This is a genomic window from Terriglobia bacterium (assembly GCA_020072845.1).
Taxonomy (GTDB): Bacteria; Acidobacteriota; Terriglobia; order Terriglobales; family Acidobacteriaceae; genus JAIQGF01.
In genome coordinates this window covers 69684-85831 of record JAIQGF010000004.1, presented here as the reverse complement: position 1 = coordinate 85831, position 16148 = coordinate 69684, and the positions used below count along the sequence as shown (strand labels likewise).

The window sequence follows — 16148 nt, the reverse complement described above, 5'->3', positions numbered from 1 at the left end:
TAACCAAAAGAATTATAACTTGGAGTATCGGGCCTCCGGCGGCTTACGATTATGGCAGTTACCGAGGATACCGGGACGCCTCACATTTGCCTGGGGCCCTCCGCACATAGTCGTGTGATCCACTTTGACGGGAGGCGCAGTGAGCGACAATCGCATTACGATCTTCGATACCACGCTGCGCGACGGCGAGCAGTCGCCCGGGTGCAGCATGAACCTGGACGAAAAGGTGCTGATAGCCGGTCATCTCGACCGGCTTGGGGTAGACGTCATCGAGGCCGGGTTCCCCATCGCCTCCGATGGTGATTTCCGTGGCGTCCAAGCGGTCGCCGCCTGCATTCGGCGGCCCAAGATCGCCGCCCTGGCGCGCTGTACCCGCAAGGACATCGATCGCGCCTGGGAGGCCATTCGCGGCGCCGAGCGCCCCCGCATCCACATCTTCCTCGCCACCTCCGACATCCACCTCCAGTACAAACTCAAGATCTCCCGCCACGACGCCCTGGCGCAGTCACGCGATGCTGTGACCTATGCCCGTACCCTGTGTGACGACGTCGAGTTCTCCCCCGAGGACGCCACCCGCTCCGACCCGGAATTCCTTAACTCGGTCCTCGAGGGTGTGATCGAGGCCGGCGCCACCACGCTCAACATTCCCGACACCGTCGGCTACACCGTCCCGTCGGAGTTCACGCGCCTGATCGCGAACATCCGCGAGCGCGTGCGCGGCATCGAGAAGGCAACCATCTCCGTGCACTGCCACAACGATCTCGGGCTCGCCGTCGCCAACAGCCTGGCCGCGATTGAAGCCGGCGCCCGGCAGGTGGAGTGCACCGTCAATGGCATCGGCGAACGCGCCGGCAACGCTGCGCTGGAGGAAATCGTGATGGCGATGCGGGTCCGCGCCGACCGCCTCCCGTTCACCACCGGCATTCGCACCGAGCACATCTCGCCCGCCAGCCAGGCGCTCTCTGCCATTCTCGGGTTTCCGGTGCAGCCTAACAAGGCCATCGTCGGCTGCAACGCGTTCGCGCATGAAGCCGGCATTCACCAGCATGGCGTGCTCAGCAATCCGCTGTGTTACGAGATCATGACGCCCGAATCCGTCGGCCTGTCGTCCAACCGCATCGTCCTCGGCAAACATTCCGGCCGCCACGCGCTCGCGCGCCGCTACGCCGAGCTCGGACATCCGCTCGCCGGCGACGAACTCAATTCGGTGTACCAGCGCTTCACCGAACTCGCGGACCGCAAGAAAAACATCTATGATCGGGATTTGATCGCGCTGCTGCCGCGACGCGGTGTGCCTCCATCGCCGCCGATTGCGGGCGCCGCGCAGGCCTACGGAGACTGATGGGGACCGGGCTGAGCATTACCGTTCTTCCTGGCGACGGCATTGGCGTCGAAGTGACGCGCGAAGCGGTACGCGTGCTGCGTGCCGTCGCCGAAATCCAGGGCTACGACTTCCACTTCCGTTCCGAACCGATCGGCGGAGCAGCGATTCGCGAAACCGGCTTTCCCCTCCCCCCTTCAACCCTGGACGCGTGCCTGGGCAGCGATGCGGTGCTGCTGGGCGCGGTCGGCGGGCCGGAATTCGATTCGCTGCCTTCCGACCGCAAGCCGGAATCCGGGCTGCTGGCGCTGCGCAGCCGGCTCGGCGCGTTTGCCAACCTGCGCCCCGCGTCCTCTCACCGCGCCATCGAGGACTGCTCGCCGCTCCGCTCCGAGGTGGTGCGCGGCGCCGATATTCTGGTCGTCCGCGAATTGCTCGGCGGGCTCTACTTCGGCCAGCCGCGCGGTTTCAGGTCCGATTCCGCCGCGTTCAACACCATGCGTTATTCCAGCGAAGAAATCGAACGCATCGCGCGCATTGCCTTCCAGCAGGCGCGGACGCGCCGGCACAAGGTGACCTCGGTGGACAAGGCGAACGTGCTGGAGACCTCGCAACTGTGGCGCAAGGTCGTCAGCGGTGTGGCGCACGAATTCCCCGACGTCGCGCTCGATCACATGTACGTGGACGCCTGCGCCATGCACCTGGTCTCGAACCCGTGCCGCTTCGATGTCATCCTCACGGAAAACTTGTTTGGCGACATTCTTTCCGACGAATCGGCGGTGATCAGCGGCTCGCTCGGCATGCTGGCTTCGGCAAGCATCGGCGGAAAAGTCGGCTTGTTCGAGCCCGTCCACGGTTCCGCGCCTGACATTGCGGGCCGCGGCATTGCCAATCCGCTCGGCGCGATTGCCACCGCGGCGCTGCTGCTGCGCTTTGCCGGCGGAATGGAGCAGGAAGCGCGCGACGTAGAAGCTGCCATTGCCGAGGTGCTGGACCGCGGTTATCGCACCGCGGATCTGATTCGCGACCGGCGCACGCCGCCCGCGACCACCGAACAGATGGGCGCTGCCGTCGAGGACGCGCTCGCCGGCATCGGCGACCGCCGCCACGCCTACCACGCGGTGTAAGGATGCCGACACCGCGGACCATGTTTGACAAACTCTGGACTGGGCACTTGGTCTGCGAACCGCCCGGCGAGCCCGCGCTGCTCTACATTGACCTCCACCTGGTACACGAGGTCACCACGCCGCAGGCATTCGACGGCCTGCGCGCTGCCGGACGCCGCGTCCGCTGTCCCGAACGCACCCTTGCCACCGTGGACCACAACGTCCCCACAACATCGCCGCGGACTGTGATCTCGGATCCGGTGGCGGCGCGGCAGGTGGAAGCGCTGCGCAAGAACTGCGGCGAATTCGGCATTCGTCTCTTCGACATCGACTCGCCGGAGCAGGGCATCGTGCACGTCATCGGCCCGGAGCTTGGCGTCACGCAGCCCGGCATGACCATCGTGTGCGGCGACAGTCATACCAGCACGCACGGCGCCTTCGGCGCGCTCGCCTTCGGCATCGGAACTTCGGAAGTCGAGCACGTGCTCGCCACCCAAACCTTGCCACAGCGCAAGCCGCGCACCATGCAGGTCCGGGTTCACGGCCTGCTGGGGCCGGGCGTCACGGCCAAGGACCTGGCGCTGGGCATCATTGGCCAGATCGGCACCAGCGGCGCCACCGGGCACGTCATCGAGTACGCCGGTAAAGCCGTCGCCGCGCTTTCCATGCCGGAGCGCATGACGCTGTGCAACATGAGCATCGAGTCCGGCGCGCGCGCCGGCATGGTCGCCCCCGACGACACCACGTTTGCCTGGATTCGCGGCCGCCGCTTTGCCCCGCCGGGACCCGACCTGGCCCGCGCCATTGACTACTGGCGCACTCTGCCCAGCGACGACGGCGCGGAGTTCGACACCACCGCCGACATTGACGCCGCTGCGCTGCCGCCCTGCGTCACCTGGGGCACCAACCCCGGCATGGTGACCTCCGTCACCGACCGGGTGCCCGCTTTGTCGGCCGCCAGGAATGAGGCCGAACGCCGCGCTTGGGAGCGGGCGCTGGAGTACATGGCGCTTGAGCCCGGCACGCTCATCCAGGACATCCTCATCGATCGCGTGTTCATCGGTTCCTGCACCAATTCGCGCCTGGAGGATCTGCGCGCTGCAGCCCGCGTCATCCGCGGCTACCACATTCACCCCAAGGTGCAGGCGCTGGTCGTGCCCGGTTCGCAAGCCGTGAAAGCGGCGGCCGAAGCCGAAGGACTCGACGCCGTTTTCCGCGCCGCCGGCTTCGAGTGGCGCGAAGCGGGCTGCTCCATGTGCCTCGGCATGAACCCCGACGTGCTTGAACCCGGCCAGCGCTGCGCTTCCACCAGCAATCGCAATTTTGAAGGGCGCCAGGGCCGCGGCGGGCGCACCCACCTGGTCAGCCCCGAAATGGCGGCGGCGGCCGCCATCGCCGGGCATTTTGTCGACGTCCGCGGATGGAAGTTCCGCAACTCAGGCGCCAAGGCCAAATAGTCATGGAACCGTTCCGCAAACATACCGGAGTCGCCGCGCCGCTCGATCGCCTTAACGTCGACACCGACCAGATCATCCCCAAGCAATTCCTCAAGCGTATCGAGCGCACCGGCTTCGGCGAGTTTCTGTTTCATGACTGGCGCCTTCTTCCCGACGGCCGCCCCAATCCGGACTTCGTCCTCAACGACACCCGTTACCAGCGCGCCAGCATTCTGATCGCGGGCGCCAATTTCGGCTGTGGCTCCTCACGCGAACACGCGCCCTGGGCGCTGATGGACCATGGCTTTCGCGCCGTCGTCGCGCCGTCGTTCGCCGACATCTTTACCACCAATTGTTTTAAGAACGGCCTGCTCACGGTCGTTCTGCCGGAAAACGCCGTCGCCCAACTCCTGCGGCGCGCGCAGAAGCACGCTTCCTACAGCCTCACCATCGATCTGGAATCGCGCACGGTCTCCGACGAGCATGGTTTTTCGGCTGCGTTTCCCATCGACGATTTCCGCCGGCACTGTCTGCTGGAAGGTCTGGATGAGATCGGCCTCACGCTGCAGCGCGAAGCCGAAATCGCCGCCTACGAAGCGCGCCACTCCCAACCGCCCTGGGCCCGGCCCGCGGTATAGACTCCTCGCCAACACCGGTATTCTCGCCAGGCCTGTGTCCCCGCGCGCCTTGTGCTGCAACGCGAAAGTTTGCTATCGTTCCCGCCCATCGAGCGAAGACTGCGGCAGGGTCCAAGGACAGCGCCGCTTGAGCGCGTCCTGGGGTGAGGTCGCTCGAACCGCCCGTGGGGGGCCTCATGAAATCGGTCGAAATCGTTGTCAACGGCGTGGAGCGCCGCGCCCAGGTGGAGCCGCGCATGTTGCTGGTGCATTTCCTGCGCGACACGGCCGGGCTCACCGGCACCCACATCGGCTGCGAGACGTCTCTCTGCGGCGCTTGCACCGTGATGCTCGACGGCCGCGCGGTGAAATCGTGCACCGTGCTTGCCGTGCAGGCGGACGGCCATTCCGTCACCACTATCGAAGCGCTCGCCGCTGCGGAAAAGCTGCATCCTTTGCAGGAAAGTTTCTGGGAAGAACATGCCCTGCAGTGCGGCTTCTGCACACCCGGCATGATCATGTGCGCCACCGACCTGCTCGCCCACAACGCCGCCCCCAGTGACGCCGAAATCCGCGATGGCATCAGCGGCAATCTGTGCCGCTGCACCGGTTACCAGAACATCGTGAGCGCAGTGAAGTCGGCCTCTCGCAAGTTGACGCGCCGGGCGGCTGCCGGTGCGGGGAAGCAGTAATCCGCCGAGGATCATTTATGGCAAGCAAATCCAGGTCGAAGGGAAAATCAGGCGCGAGTGGCGGAAGCGGTACTGCGGTCCCCCACCGCCGCTGGGTCGGCCAACGCCTCAAGCGCAAAGAAGACCCGCGCCTCATCCAGGGCATCAGCCATTATGTCGGCGACCTGCGCCTGCCCGACCTGCTGCACTGTGTCTTTGTGCGTTCCCCGCACGCCAATGCGCTGATCCTCTCGGTGGACGTGGAAGCGGCGCGCACCGCACCCGGGGTGGTGATGGTGGTCACGCATGCCGAGGTCGCCGGCATCGGCTGCGTTCCCTGCGCCGGCAGCCTGCCCGGACTGAAAATCCCCCATCACTATGTGCTCGCCAAAGACCAGGTGCGCTACGTCGGTGAGCCCGTGGTCGCCATTGTCGCGGACAATCCCTACGCCGCCCGCGATGCCGCCGACCTGGTGGAGATCGATTACGATCCTCTGCCCGCCGTCGTGGACATGGAAAAGGCCGTGGCCCTCAGCAGCGCGCTGGTCCATGAAGAATTCAAAACCAATCTGGCCTTCACCCATGTCATCAAGAACGGCGATGTCGCGGCCGCCTTCAAGCGCGCCGACCGCGTCGTCAAGCAGCGGCTTGTCAACCAGCGGCTGGCGCCCATTGCCATGGAGACGCGCGGCGTGGTGGCGCAGTATCTCGCGGGCGAAAAGCAACTCACCGTGTGGTCCTCCACCCAGATTCCCCACCTTCTGCGCACCCAGATTTCCGTCATGCTCGGGTTGCCGGAAACGTCGGTGCGCGTCATCACCCCCGAAGTCGGCGGCGGCTTTGGCAGCAAGCTGAACGTGTACGGCGAAGAGGCCGTCGTGCCCTGGCTGGCCATGAAGCTCGGCCGTCCGGTGAAGTGGGTGGAAACGCGCCGCGAAAATATCTCCGCCACCATTCACGGCCGCGACCAGATCAACGACGTCGAACTTGCGCTCAGGAAAGACGGCGTCATCCTCGGCATGCGCACCCGCGTTTTCGCCGATCTCGGCGCCTACCACCAGTTGCTGACGCCGATCATCGCCACCCTCACCGGACTCATGAGTACCGGCTGCTACAAAATTCCGGCGATCGAATTTGAAGTTCTCGGCGTCTTCACCAACAAGATGTCCACCGACGCCTACCGCGGCGCCGGGCGTCCCGAGGCCACCTACCTGATCGAGCGCATCATTGACGTTGCGGCCCGCGATCTGAATCTGGATACCGCGGAAATCCGCCGCCGCAATTTCCCCAAGCCCACGGAATTTCCCTACACCGCCGCCACTGGCGTGATCTACGACTCGGGCAACTACCAGCGCAGCCTCAAGCGCGCGCTCGATCTCGCCGGCTACGACAAGCTGCGCGCCCGCCAGAAAGCCGGCTGGAAGCAGGGCAAGTACTACGGCATCGGGCTCTCCACGTATGTCGAAATTTGCGCCATGGGTCCTTCGGCCGCGATGCCGGCGGGCGGCTGGGAGAGCGGCACGGTCCGCATTGAGCCCACCGGCAAGGTGACCGCGCTCACCGGCGCGTCGCCGCACGGTCAAGGCCAGGAGACCACGTTCGCGCAGATGATCGCCGACCTGCTCGGCATCAATCCCGAAGATGTGAACGTCGTTCATGGCGACACCGCGGTGGTTCCCTACGGCATCGGCACCTTTGGCAGCCGCGGCACCGCTGTCGGCGGCAGTGCGCTCTACATTGCGACCGGCAAGCTGACAACCAAGATGGCGGCCATCGCGGCGCACCTGCTGGGCGCCAAGCCCGAGCAGATGGAATTCTATGACGGCCGCATCGGCCAGAAGGGCAGCCGGAAATCGCTTGCCTTCGGCGAAGTCGTCGGCGCCGCCTACTCCGCCAGGTCGCTTCCCGCGGGAGTTGAGCCCGGCCTTGAGGCGACGCACTTCTTCGAGCCTTCGAATTTCACCTTCCCCTTCGGCGCGCACCTCATCTCCTGCGAGGTGGACATCGAAACCGGCGAGATCAAGTTCGACAAGTACATCGCCGTAGACGACTGCGGCAACGTCATCAACCCGATGCTGGTGGAAGGCCAGGTGCACGGCGGCATCGTGCAGGGCATGGCGCAGGCGCTGTACGAGGAAGTCATCTACAACAGCGACGGCCAGCTCGTGACCGGCACGCTGATGGACTACGCACTGCCGCGCGCGCCCGATATTCCGGAGCTTCACCTCGCGCGCACCTGCACGCCCTCGCCGGTGAACCCCATGGGCGTGAAGGGCGTTGGCGAAGCCGGCACCATCGGTTGTACGCCCGCCGTGGTCAACGCCGTGTGCGACGCGCTCACGCCCCTCGGGATTCGCCACATCGACATGCCGCTGAAGCCGGAGCGCGTCTGGCGGGCCGTGCACGACGCCCACATCAAGCCCAGTCACAACGAGACCAAAGCGACCGCGGTGCTCAAGGCCGCCGCCGCAAAAGGCGCCAGGAAACACGGAAGGCGCGCATGATTCCCGCCCAGTTCGAATACGAATCACCTCGCGAACTCAACGAAATCCTGGCGCTGCTCGCCTCCCGCGAAGACGCCAAGCTGCTCGCCGGCGGCCACAGCCTGCTGCCCGCGATGAAACTGCGCCTGGCCTCGCCCGCCTTGCTGGTGGACCTCTCGCGCGTCGCCGGTCTCAACTACATTCGCGAAGCCGGCGGCATCATGCGCATCGGCGCCATGACCACGCACGCCGAGATTGCCGCTTCCTCGCTGCTGTACAAATCGTCGCCGCTGCTGTCGCAGGCAGCGCGAGAAATCGGCGACGTGCAGGTGCGCAACCGCGGCACCATCGGTGGCAGCTTGGCGCATGCCGATCCCTCGGCGGATTATCCGGCAGCCGCCCTCGCTCTCGATGCCGACGTGGTCGCCATGAGCACGCGCGGCGAGCGTATCATTCCGGCTCGCGATTTCTTCACCGGCCTCTTCACCACCGCGCTTGCGCCGGATGAGGTCATCACCGAGGTGCGGGTGCCGGTCACGGCGCCGGCGGCGACCGCGTACAAGAAGTTCGCCCACCCCGCATCCGGCATGGCTGTCGTCGGCGTTGCCGTGGTTGTGAAGATGCGCGCCGCCACCATCGGGAGCGCCGCCATCGGCATTACCGGCGTGGCGCAGTTCGCCTACCGCGCCACCGCCGTGGAGAAGGCCCTCGCCGGCAAGTCAGCGAGTGGGATTGCTGCCGCTTGTGACTTCGCCGCCGACGGAGTCGAAGTGCTCGGTGATTACTTCGCGTCCGTTGAATATCGCAGTCATCTGGCGCGCGTTTACACCCGCCGGGCAGTGCAGGAGTGCGCTGCGAGTCGAAAGTAGTAACCGAAGCATCCAAGGTGACGCGGCGAGGCTCGGTTCCAGCCGTTTTGTCATTCCGAGCGGAGCGAGGAATCTGCTTTTGCTCGGTACTCGGTACTAGGTACTCGGTACTCGCAACCCGAAACTGAAACTGAAACTGAAACTGAAACCATGAAACTCGAAGGCACTTACACCATCGCCGCTCCGCTCGACGCCGTCTGGCGCAACCTGATGGATCCGGCCGTGCTGCAACGTGCCATGCCGGGCTGCCAAAAGCTGGAAGAGAAAGCGCCCAATCAATACCGCGCCGTGCTCAAGGCGGGCGTGGGCCCGGTCAAGGGCACGTTTCACGGCGACATTAACATTGCCGACATCGTGCCGGAGAAAAGCTACACCCTGACCTCGCGCGCCAATTCCACTGCCGGTTTCGTCGAGGGTATCGGGCGCGTCGAACTCGAAGGAAACGGCGACGGGACGACCGTCGTTCGCTTCAGCTGCGAGGCGAAAGTCGGCGGCATGCTCGCCTCTGTTGGTGGACGCCTGGTCGAGGCCGCCGCACAGAAAAACATCCGCGACACCTTTGCCAACCTCGCGCGCGAGTTGAATGCCGCCGCCGACGCAGCGCGTTTTGCATAATGTTGTCCATTCCCGACCGCTTCAACGCCGCCGCTCATTTCATAGATCCGCACGCGCGCTTGCGCCCGGACCGAGTTGCCATCGAATGTGGCGATGAGCGCGTCACCTACGGCGAGCTCGTCGCCCGCGTCCATCGCGTCGGCAATGCCTTGCGCGGCGCGCTCGGTGTCCGCATGGAAGAGCGCGTCCTGCTGCTCCTGCTCGACACGCCCGATTTTGCCCCGTGCTTTTTCGGCGCTATCAAAATCGGCGCCGTCCCCGTGCCCGTCAACACCCTGCTGCGGCCGAACGACTACCAGTACCTGCTCAACGACAGCCGCGCGCGTGTGGCGATCGTCAGCCAGGCGCTTCTGCCGCAGGTGGAAGCCATCCCGCGTAACAACCTGCCGTTCCTCGAGCACGTTGTCGTCGTCGGCGATCCCGCCCACGGAACACATTCCTTTTCCGAGCTGGTCAACGCCGCGCCGGCCGAGCTCGATCCCGCGCCCACTCACAAGGACGATGCCGCCTTCTGGCTCTACTCCTCCGGCAGCACCGGCCCGCCCAAGGCCTGCGTGCATTTGCAGCACGACATGGTGGTCACCTCCGAGCTGTACGCCAGGCAAATTCTCCACGTCGCCGAGAGCGACCGCTTCTTCAGTGTCGCGAAACTGTTCTTCGCCTACGGCCTCGGTAACGGTCTCTATTTTCCTCTCGCCGTCGGCGGCACCAGCATCCTGTTGCCCGGACCGCCGCATCCGGCGCACGTGTTCGACATCATCGAGCGTCACCGGCCCACGCTGTTCTTCTCCGTCCCTTCCAACTACGCTGCGCTCTTGGCGCACACGCGTCCCGGCGGCGACTTCGATCTCTCCAGCATCCGCCACGGCGTCTCGGCCGGCGAGGCTCTCCCCGCCGCCATCTTCGAGCGCTTCAAGTCGCGCTTCGGCATCGAAATCCTCGACGCCATCGGCTCCACCGAAGCCTTGCACATGTTCATCGCCAACCGCCCGGGATTCGCCCGCCCCGGCTCCAGCGGCCAGATCGTTCCCGGCATGGACGCCCGCATCGTTGACGACGATGGCCGTCCCGTCCCCACGGGCGACATCGGCAACCTGTATATAAGGAGCGACGCCGTCTGCGCCGGCTACTGGAACCAGCACGAGAAGACGAAAGACACGATTGACGGCCAATGGCTGCGCACTGGCGACAAGTATCGCCTGGATGCCGAGGGCTATTTCTGGTACGCCGGCCGCAGCGACGACATGCTGAAGGTCAGCGGCGTGTGGGTGAGTCCCATCGAGATCGAATGCACGTTGCTGGATCATCCCGCAGTGCTGGAAGCCGCGGTGGTCGGCCGCAAAGACAAAGACGCGCTCGTCAAGCCCGTTGCCTTTGTCGTCCTGCGCGAGGAGCACGTGCCCGCGCCTGACCTCGCCGGGCAACTCCAGGAATTTGTCGCCACTCGCCTGGCGTCCTACAAGCGCCCGCGCTGGGTGGAATTCCTGCCCGCATTGCCGAAGACCGCGACCGGCAAAGTTCAGCGTTTCAAGTTGAGGCGCATAGCAGGCGTGAGCGACGCGTAGCGGAACGGGAGCCTGCGGAGCCTGCCCTGAGCGAAGTCGAAGGGAAATCCTGAGGCGGAGCCGAAGGATCTTGCGCTTAGCGGGCGTCTGAGCCCGCAAATCACTAAATCACAAATCACTAAATCACAAATGTTTCTGCTCTTCCGGCGGCTTGACCTTGCGAAACGCTCTATACAGCAGCGCGTCGTACATAATCTTGATCGACCCTCCTGCGATCAGCGGCGCCGAGAACGCGACACTCTGCATGAACACGCCGGCCACCGACGATCCCGCCGCCCACATCAAGTTCCGCGTCAAATTGGTGACACCGCTGGCAAACGTGCGCTCCTGCGGCTCCACCACTGCGGCGACGTAGGATTGCCGCGACGGCACATCCATCTCCACCAGCGCCTCGCGCAGGAAAAACAACGCTGCCGCCAGGTGGAAATTCGGCGCCAACGGAACCAGGATCAGGAATACACTTGACGGCAGATGGGTGAAAACCATCGTGTTCAGCAGCCCGATTCTCTGCGCCAGCCACGCCGCGCCCAGGTGCGACAGCGCGTTCAGCACGTGCACCACCGCGAACACCACGCCCAGCACCTGCACCGACACGCCGAAGCGCTGAAAAAACCAGTACGCCACCAGCGCGTCGGTCAGGAAGCCGCCGCCGAAAGCGTCAATCGCGAATAATGCGGCCAGGTTGCGCACGATCCGCCGCGTCCGCTCCGAAACCGGCGCTGTTTCCGCGCGTGGTCGCGCGGCTTCGACTCGCTCCGACAAGCACGCATACAGCACCGCCGCGGCCAGGTTGGCGACGGCAAAGGCGGCGAACGCCAGGCGGTAAGCGTCTCCGATCGCGATGCCCATCCGCGCATGAAACATCGCCGGCGCGCCCGCCGCCAGCGCGCCCATCGCGCCGCTGCCGTCGAGCACAACGTTGTACCAGGACAGCGACCACGTCCGCGACTTCGCCGTCGTCAACCCGGGAATCACCGCCTGCTCCAGCGCGAACGCGGCGCTGCGGTCCGTGCCGGTGCCGTTGATCATCCCCAGCACCGCCAGGGGCAGCAGGATCGCGGCTCGCGTGGTCAGCGCCAGCGCCACGCCGCCCATGGCGGTGAACAGCGCAAAGATGATCAGTATGATCCGCCGTCCCAGGCGGTCGCCCTTCCAGCCGATCAGCGCCGTCGCCGCGCTGGTCCCGACCAATCCCGCCGCGATGACGACGCCGATGCTGGAGGTCGACAGTCCCGCGCGCGCCAGATAAACGCCTAGCAAAACGCCCATCACGCCGACCCCGGCAGAGCGCAAGGATGCCGCGGCGTAGATCAGCAACAGGTCGCGGCGGTCTGTCATCTCAGCGGCCAATGCGCGCCACCCACGTTGCCTTGCTGCCCGCGACCGAACTTGTTACAGGTTCCATGCAACGCCTGCCCAGCTTGCGAACCCCCGGCAACCGAAACTGAAACTTTCCTTTTGATCTGCCTTGGCGCGCCACGGCTGCAACAATTACCATGCCAGCATGGTTGCTTTGGCCGCGATCTTGGGGACGGTGATCGTGGTCGGGGTTCTGGTTGAGGCCTTCGAAACCGTCGTTCTGCCTCGCCGCGTCACCCGCCGCTTCCGCCTGACCAGAGCGTTCTATCGTTACACGTGGGCGCCATTTTCCGCCGTCGCACGCCGCATCCAGAAGGTAAAACGCCGCGAGGGCCTGCTCGCCCTCTACGGTCCCATGTCGCTGCTGCTGCTGATTGCACTCTGGGCCGTCGGCATGGTTTTCGGCTTCGCGCTCTTGCAGTGGGCCGCGGGCTCCACCCTGGAAGGCTCGGGCTTGGGCCGCAGCTTCACCACCGATCTCTACTTCAGCGGCAGCACCTTTTTCACTCTCGGCATGGGCGACGTGACGCCGCATGCTTCCGTGTCACGCCTCCTCGCCGTGGTCGAGGCCGGCATGGGCTTCGGCTTTCTCGCCATGGTCATCAGCTATCTGCCTGTACTCTATCAAGGGTTCTCGCGCCGCGAGCTTAACGTGTCGCTGCTCGACGGGCGCGCGGGCACGCCGCCCACCGCGGCCGAACTGCTCCGCCGCAACAGCGATCCGCAGGACGGGAACCTCCGCGAAATCCTACACGAGTGGGAACACTCGGCGGCCGAGATGCTGGAGAGCCACATCTCCTATCCCGTGCTCGGATACTTCCGCTCGCAGCACGACAACCAGTCCTGGATCTCAGCGCTCACCGCCATCCTCGACGCCACCGCGCTCTGCCAGGCCGGCATTGACGGCGCTCCCGCCCGCCAGGCACAGCTCACCTTCGCCATGGCCCGCCACGCCGTCGTGGACCTGGCGCAGGTGTTCAACACCCCGCCGCACGATCCGCCGGAGCCGCGTTTGACCCGCGATTCGTTGGAGGTGTTGCGCTCCCAGTTGGCCGAGGCCGGCGTCCAGTTGTCGCTGACCCCGGAGACGGAACAACGGCTCGCCAAACTGCGTAGCATGTATGAGCCCTACGTCACGGCCCTGGCGGAGTATTTGCTGGTTCCTTTGCCGCCATGGTTCCGCCCGCCGCAAGCGCGCGACAATTGGCGCACCAGCCGCTGGGGCGGTGCATTTACGGTGTGAGACCGTTTTGAAGGGGCGCGGCTTCAGCCCTGCCGGCAGGGCATTTCAGGATATTTGTCATTCCGAGCGGGCTTCAGCCCGCGAGGAATCTGGGTTTCTTCTTTTCAGGTTTCCGCCGGCTGTCATGTGTGCGGTTTTGGTTTCCAGTAATATCAGAACAATGTCCTCGTCCAACTCCACGGCCGTTTCCGCCCGCGATCTCACTCGCGAATACCGCATGGGCGAGACGCTCATCCGCGCCGTCAACGGCATCTCGCTGCACATCGAGAGCGGCGAGTTTGTTGCGCTGCTCGGCGCCTCGGGCTCGGGAAAATCCACGCTGCTCAACCTGATTGCCGGCCTCGACCGCCCGACCTCCGGCTCCATGACCGTGAACGGCCGCGACGTCGCGCAAATGTCCGCCGAGGAACTGGCGCGTTATCGCCGCTTCACCGTCGGCATGGTCTTCCAGGCATTCAACCTGATTCCCAGCATGACGCTGCTGGAAAACGTCGAACTACCCATGCGCTTCGCCGAAGTAGACCGCGCCGAGCGCGCCGTGCGCGCCCGCGAAGCCTTGCAACGGGTCGGACTTTCCGCCCGGGTCACGCACCGGCCGGTCGAGCTTTCCGGCGGCGAGCAACAGCGCGCCTCCATCGCGCGCGCGCTGGTCAACCGCCCGACGCTCCTGCTGGCCGACGAGCCCACGGGAAACCTCGACAGCCGCACCGGCGAAGAGATCATGAATTACCTGCGCGAATGTCACGACTCGCAGCGGCTCACGGTCCTGCTGGTCACGCACGAGCGCGCGCTCGCCGACCGCTACGCGCAGCGCGTCCTCACCCTCGCCGATGGACGGTTGGTGGATGACACTCGCGTCGAAACCATAGCCGCGCAGGCCCAGCGAGGTGAGCGATGAAAGCCCACGACGTCGTCGAACTGGCGGCGCGCAACCTGCGCGAATCGGTGCTGCGCAATTCGCTCACCACCGTCGGAATCGCCGTCGGCGTGGCTTCGCTGGTAGCCATGCTTTCGCTCGGCATCGGCTTGCAGCAGCTCGCCAATCGCCGCCTCACCCGCTCCGGGCTGTTCAACACCATCTACGTCATGCCGCGCGACGTGGACCGCGGGCCCTCGCGCCGTAACCAGCCCAATACGCCCGCGCGCCCGCTCGACGATGCCGCGGTTGCCGACATCGGCCGCGTGGCCCACGTCGCCGAAGTCAATCCCGAGATGCGATTCATGGCCGAAGCCCGTTACGCCGACAAGTCCCGGTTCATCATGGTGGCCGCGCTGCCGCCGTCGGCGCGCGATCGCGAGGCCTTCGATGGAATGACCGGGAAGTTTTTCTCCGGGCCGGACGCCGAAGAAGTCATTCTCGAATCGGATTTCGCCAAGGACCTTGCGCCCGATCCCAAATCGCTGGTCGGCAAGGAAATCATCCTGCAATACGCCGAGCGCGGCGGATCTCCGCAGCAGAAGGGAAGCGCCGCGCCGCCCAGCAATAGCGGCGACGAATCGAACACGGTCGGCGAGCTGATCGCCTCGGGATTTTCTGTGAATCGCCGCGAGAAGGCGCTGCGTGTGGTCGGCATCGTCGAGCACGAGCCCGGCGCGGGTTTCGGAGCGATGGGGCGCGGGCGCGTGTTCGTGCCCACCGCGCTCGCCAACAAGCTGAACGTCATGCTCGGCAGCGACCTGCGCGAGATGGTGCGCACCTCCTATCGCGGGCGCGCTTACATGGCGCTGGCCGTGCGCGTGGACAAGCCGTCGCAAGTGGAGCCCGCCGAAAACGCCATCAAGAACATGGGCTTCTCCACCTTCTCGCTGCTGGACGCCACCCGCAGCCTGCGCCGCTTCTTCACCATCCTCGACATGTTCCTCGGCATCTTCGGCAGCCTGGCGCTGGCGGTGGCGCTGCTCGGCATCGTCAACACGCTGGTCATGGCTATCCTGGAACGCCGCCGCGAAATCGGCATCATGAAGGCGATTGGCGCGGGCGATGGCGATATCAAGGCGCTGTTCTTCGCCGAGGCCGGCGTGATGGGCTTTCTCGGCGGATTGGTCGGCGTCAGTCTGGGCTGGGCCATCGGCCGCGCCATCAATGCCGGCACCAACATTTATCTCAAGCGCCTGGACATGACGCCGGAAACCTTCTGGTCGGTGCCGTGGTGGCTGGTCGCGGCCGCGCTGGCGTTTGCCGTGGTCGTGAGCCTCGGGTCAGGAATTTATCCGGCATCGCGCGCCGCGAAACTAGATCCGGTGCAGGCGCTGCGCTACGAATGATTCCTAGCCACGGATCGCCACCGATTCACACGGATCGCAACGTCGCACAAAAAACTGCGTCCACTCGCTTCACCAGCCAATCTTATTGCGTGATGCGACTCTCACAACTGACCCTTTCGATTGTTGTCTTCTCGTTGCTCGCGTTCGCCCAGGAAAGCGAACACATGCACCATCACGACGCCGTGAATGCCCGCGGCGAAAAGGCGATGGGCTTCTCGCAAACCGCCACCACGCACCATTTCACGCTGCTGCCCGATGGCGGCTACATCCAGGTGCAGGCGAACTCGGCCGATGACGCTATGGACCGCGACCACATCCGCATGCACTTGCAGGAGCAGGCGAAGAGGTTTGCCGCCGGCGATTTCAGCTTGTCTGAAATGACCCATGATCGCGTTCTTCCGGGCACGCCGCAGATGCAGACGCTGAAATCCTCGATCACCTACAAGTGCGAAGAGATCGAGCGCGGCGGCAGATTGCGCATCAGCAGCAAGGATGCGGCGGCGGTTGCGGCCATCCACGAGTTTCTGAAATTCCAGATCGCGGACCACCAGACGGGCGACGCGCCCAAGGTCAAGGCGGAGTGAGGGCAATCCTCAAG

Annotated in this window: 14 protein-coding genes; 13 read left to right on the top strand and 1 reads right to left on the bottom strand. The window is 65.1% G+C overall.

The features are described from left to right. The first annotated feature begins 139 nt into the window (after window positions 1-139). The 9 genes from LAN70_03720 to LAN70_03680 all read left to right on the top strand — a co-directional run bounded on the left by LAN70_03720 (window position 140) and on the right by LAN70_03680 (window position 10683). Window positions 140-1342, top strand: coding sequence for a 2-isopropylmalate synthase (locus LAN70_03720; protein ID MBZ5510256.1), 1203 nt, complete (start codon window positions 140-142; stop codon window positions 1340-1342). Continuing rightward, window positions 1342-2448 (top strand): 3-isopropylmalate dehydrogenase, encoded by a 1107-nt coding sequence (gene leuB, locus LAN70_03715; protein ID MBZ5510255.1) that lies wholly within the window; start codon window positions 1342-1344, stop codon window positions 2446-2448. Before LAN70_03720 ends, leuB begins: the two co-directional genes overlap by 1 nt. A gap of 2 nt (window positions 2449-2450) precedes the next feature. Then, window positions 2451-3884, top strand: a complete 1434-nt coding sequence (gene leuC / locus LAN70_03710) for a 3-isopropylmalate dehydratase large subunit (GenBank protein ID MBZ5510254.1) — start codon at window positions 2451-2453, stop codon at window positions 3882-3884. Between the two features lie 2 nt (window positions 3885-3886). Continuing rightward, window positions 3887-4501 carry a 3-isopropylmalate dehydratase small subunit gene (gene leuD / locus LAN70_03705; GenBank protein MBZ5510253.1) on the top strand — a complete coding sequence of 205 codons (615 nt, stop codon included), beginning with the start codon at window positions 3887-3889 and terminating at the stop codon, window positions 4499-4501. A 176-nt stretch (window positions 4502-4677) separates the two neighbouring features. Next, window positions 4678-5172: a (2Fe-2S)-binding protein gene (locus LAN70_03700; protein ID MBZ5510252.1), complete on the top strand. Its 495-nt coding sequence runs from the start codon at window positions 4678-4680 to the stop codon at window positions 5170-5172. 17 nt (window positions 5173-5189) lie between these two features. Beyond that, window positions 5190-7655 carry a molybdopterin-dependent oxidoreductase gene (locus LAN70_03695; protein ID MBZ5510251.1) on the top strand — a complete coding sequence of 822 codons (2466 nt, stop codon included), beginning with the start codon at window positions 5190-5192 and terminating at the stop codon, window positions 7653-7655. Next, window positions 7652-8503 (top strand): xanthine dehydrogenase family protein subunit M, encoded by an 852-nt coding sequence (locus tag LAN70_03690; GenBank protein MBZ5510250.1) that lies wholly within the window; start codon window positions 7652-7654, stop codon window positions 8501-8503. Before LAN70_03695 ends, LAN70_03690 begins: the two co-directional genes overlap by 4 nt. 150 nt (window positions 8504-8653) lie before the next feature. Further along, window positions 8654-9118, top strand: a complete 465-nt coding sequence (locus tag LAN70_03685; GenBank protein MBZ5510249.1) for a carbon monoxide dehydrogenase subunit G — start codon at window positions 8654-8656, stop codon at window positions 9116-9118. Continuing rightward, window positions 9118-10683, top strand: a complete 1566-nt coding sequence (locus LAN70_03680; GenBank protein MBZ5510248.1) for a benzoate-CoA ligase family protein — start codon at window positions 9118-9120, stop codon at window positions 10681-10683. Before LAN70_03685 ends, LAN70_03680 begins: the two co-directional genes overlap by 1 nt. 123 nt (window positions 10684-10806) lie before the next feature. Here the strand turns inward: LAN70_03680 and LAN70_03675 are convergent, their stop codons facing one another. After that, window positions 10807-12021, bottom strand: a complete 1215-nt coding sequence (locus tag LAN70_03675) for an MFS transporter (GenBank protein ID MBZ5510247.1) — start codon at window positions 12019-12021, stop codon at window positions 10807-10809. Between the two features lie 130 nt (window positions 12022-12151). Here LAN70_03675 and LAN70_03670 point away from each other — a divergent pair, with 130 nt between their 5' ends. The 4 genes from LAN70_03670 to LAN70_03655 all read left to right on the top strand — a co-directional run bounded on the left by LAN70_03670 (window position 12152) and on the right by LAN70_03655 (window position 16134). Next, window positions 12152-13285: a potassium channel family protein gene (locus LAN70_03670; GenBank protein MBZ5510246.1), complete on the top strand. Its 1134-nt coding sequence runs from the start codon at window positions 12152-12154 to the stop codon at window positions 13283-13285. Between the two features lie 160 nt (window positions 13286-13445). Beyond that, window positions 13446-14183, top strand: coding sequence for an ABC transporter ATP-binding protein (locus tag LAN70_03665; GenBank protein MBZ5510245.1), 738 nt, complete (start codon window positions 13446-13448; stop codon window positions 14181-14183). After that, window positions 14180-15550, top strand: a complete 1371-nt coding sequence (locus tag LAN70_03660; GenBank protein ID MBZ5510244.1) for an ABC transporter permease — start codon at window positions 14180-14182, stop codon at window positions 15548-15550. Before LAN70_03665 ends, LAN70_03660 begins: the two co-directional genes overlap by 4 nt. A gap of 92 nt (window positions 15551-15642) precedes the next feature. Beyond that, window positions 15643-16134: a hypothetical protein gene (locus tag LAN70_03655; protein MBZ5510243.1), complete on the top strand. Its 492-nt coding sequence runs from the start codon at window positions 15643-15645 to the stop codon at window positions 16132-16134. The last annotated feature ends 14 nt before the right edge of the window (window positions 16135-16148 follow it).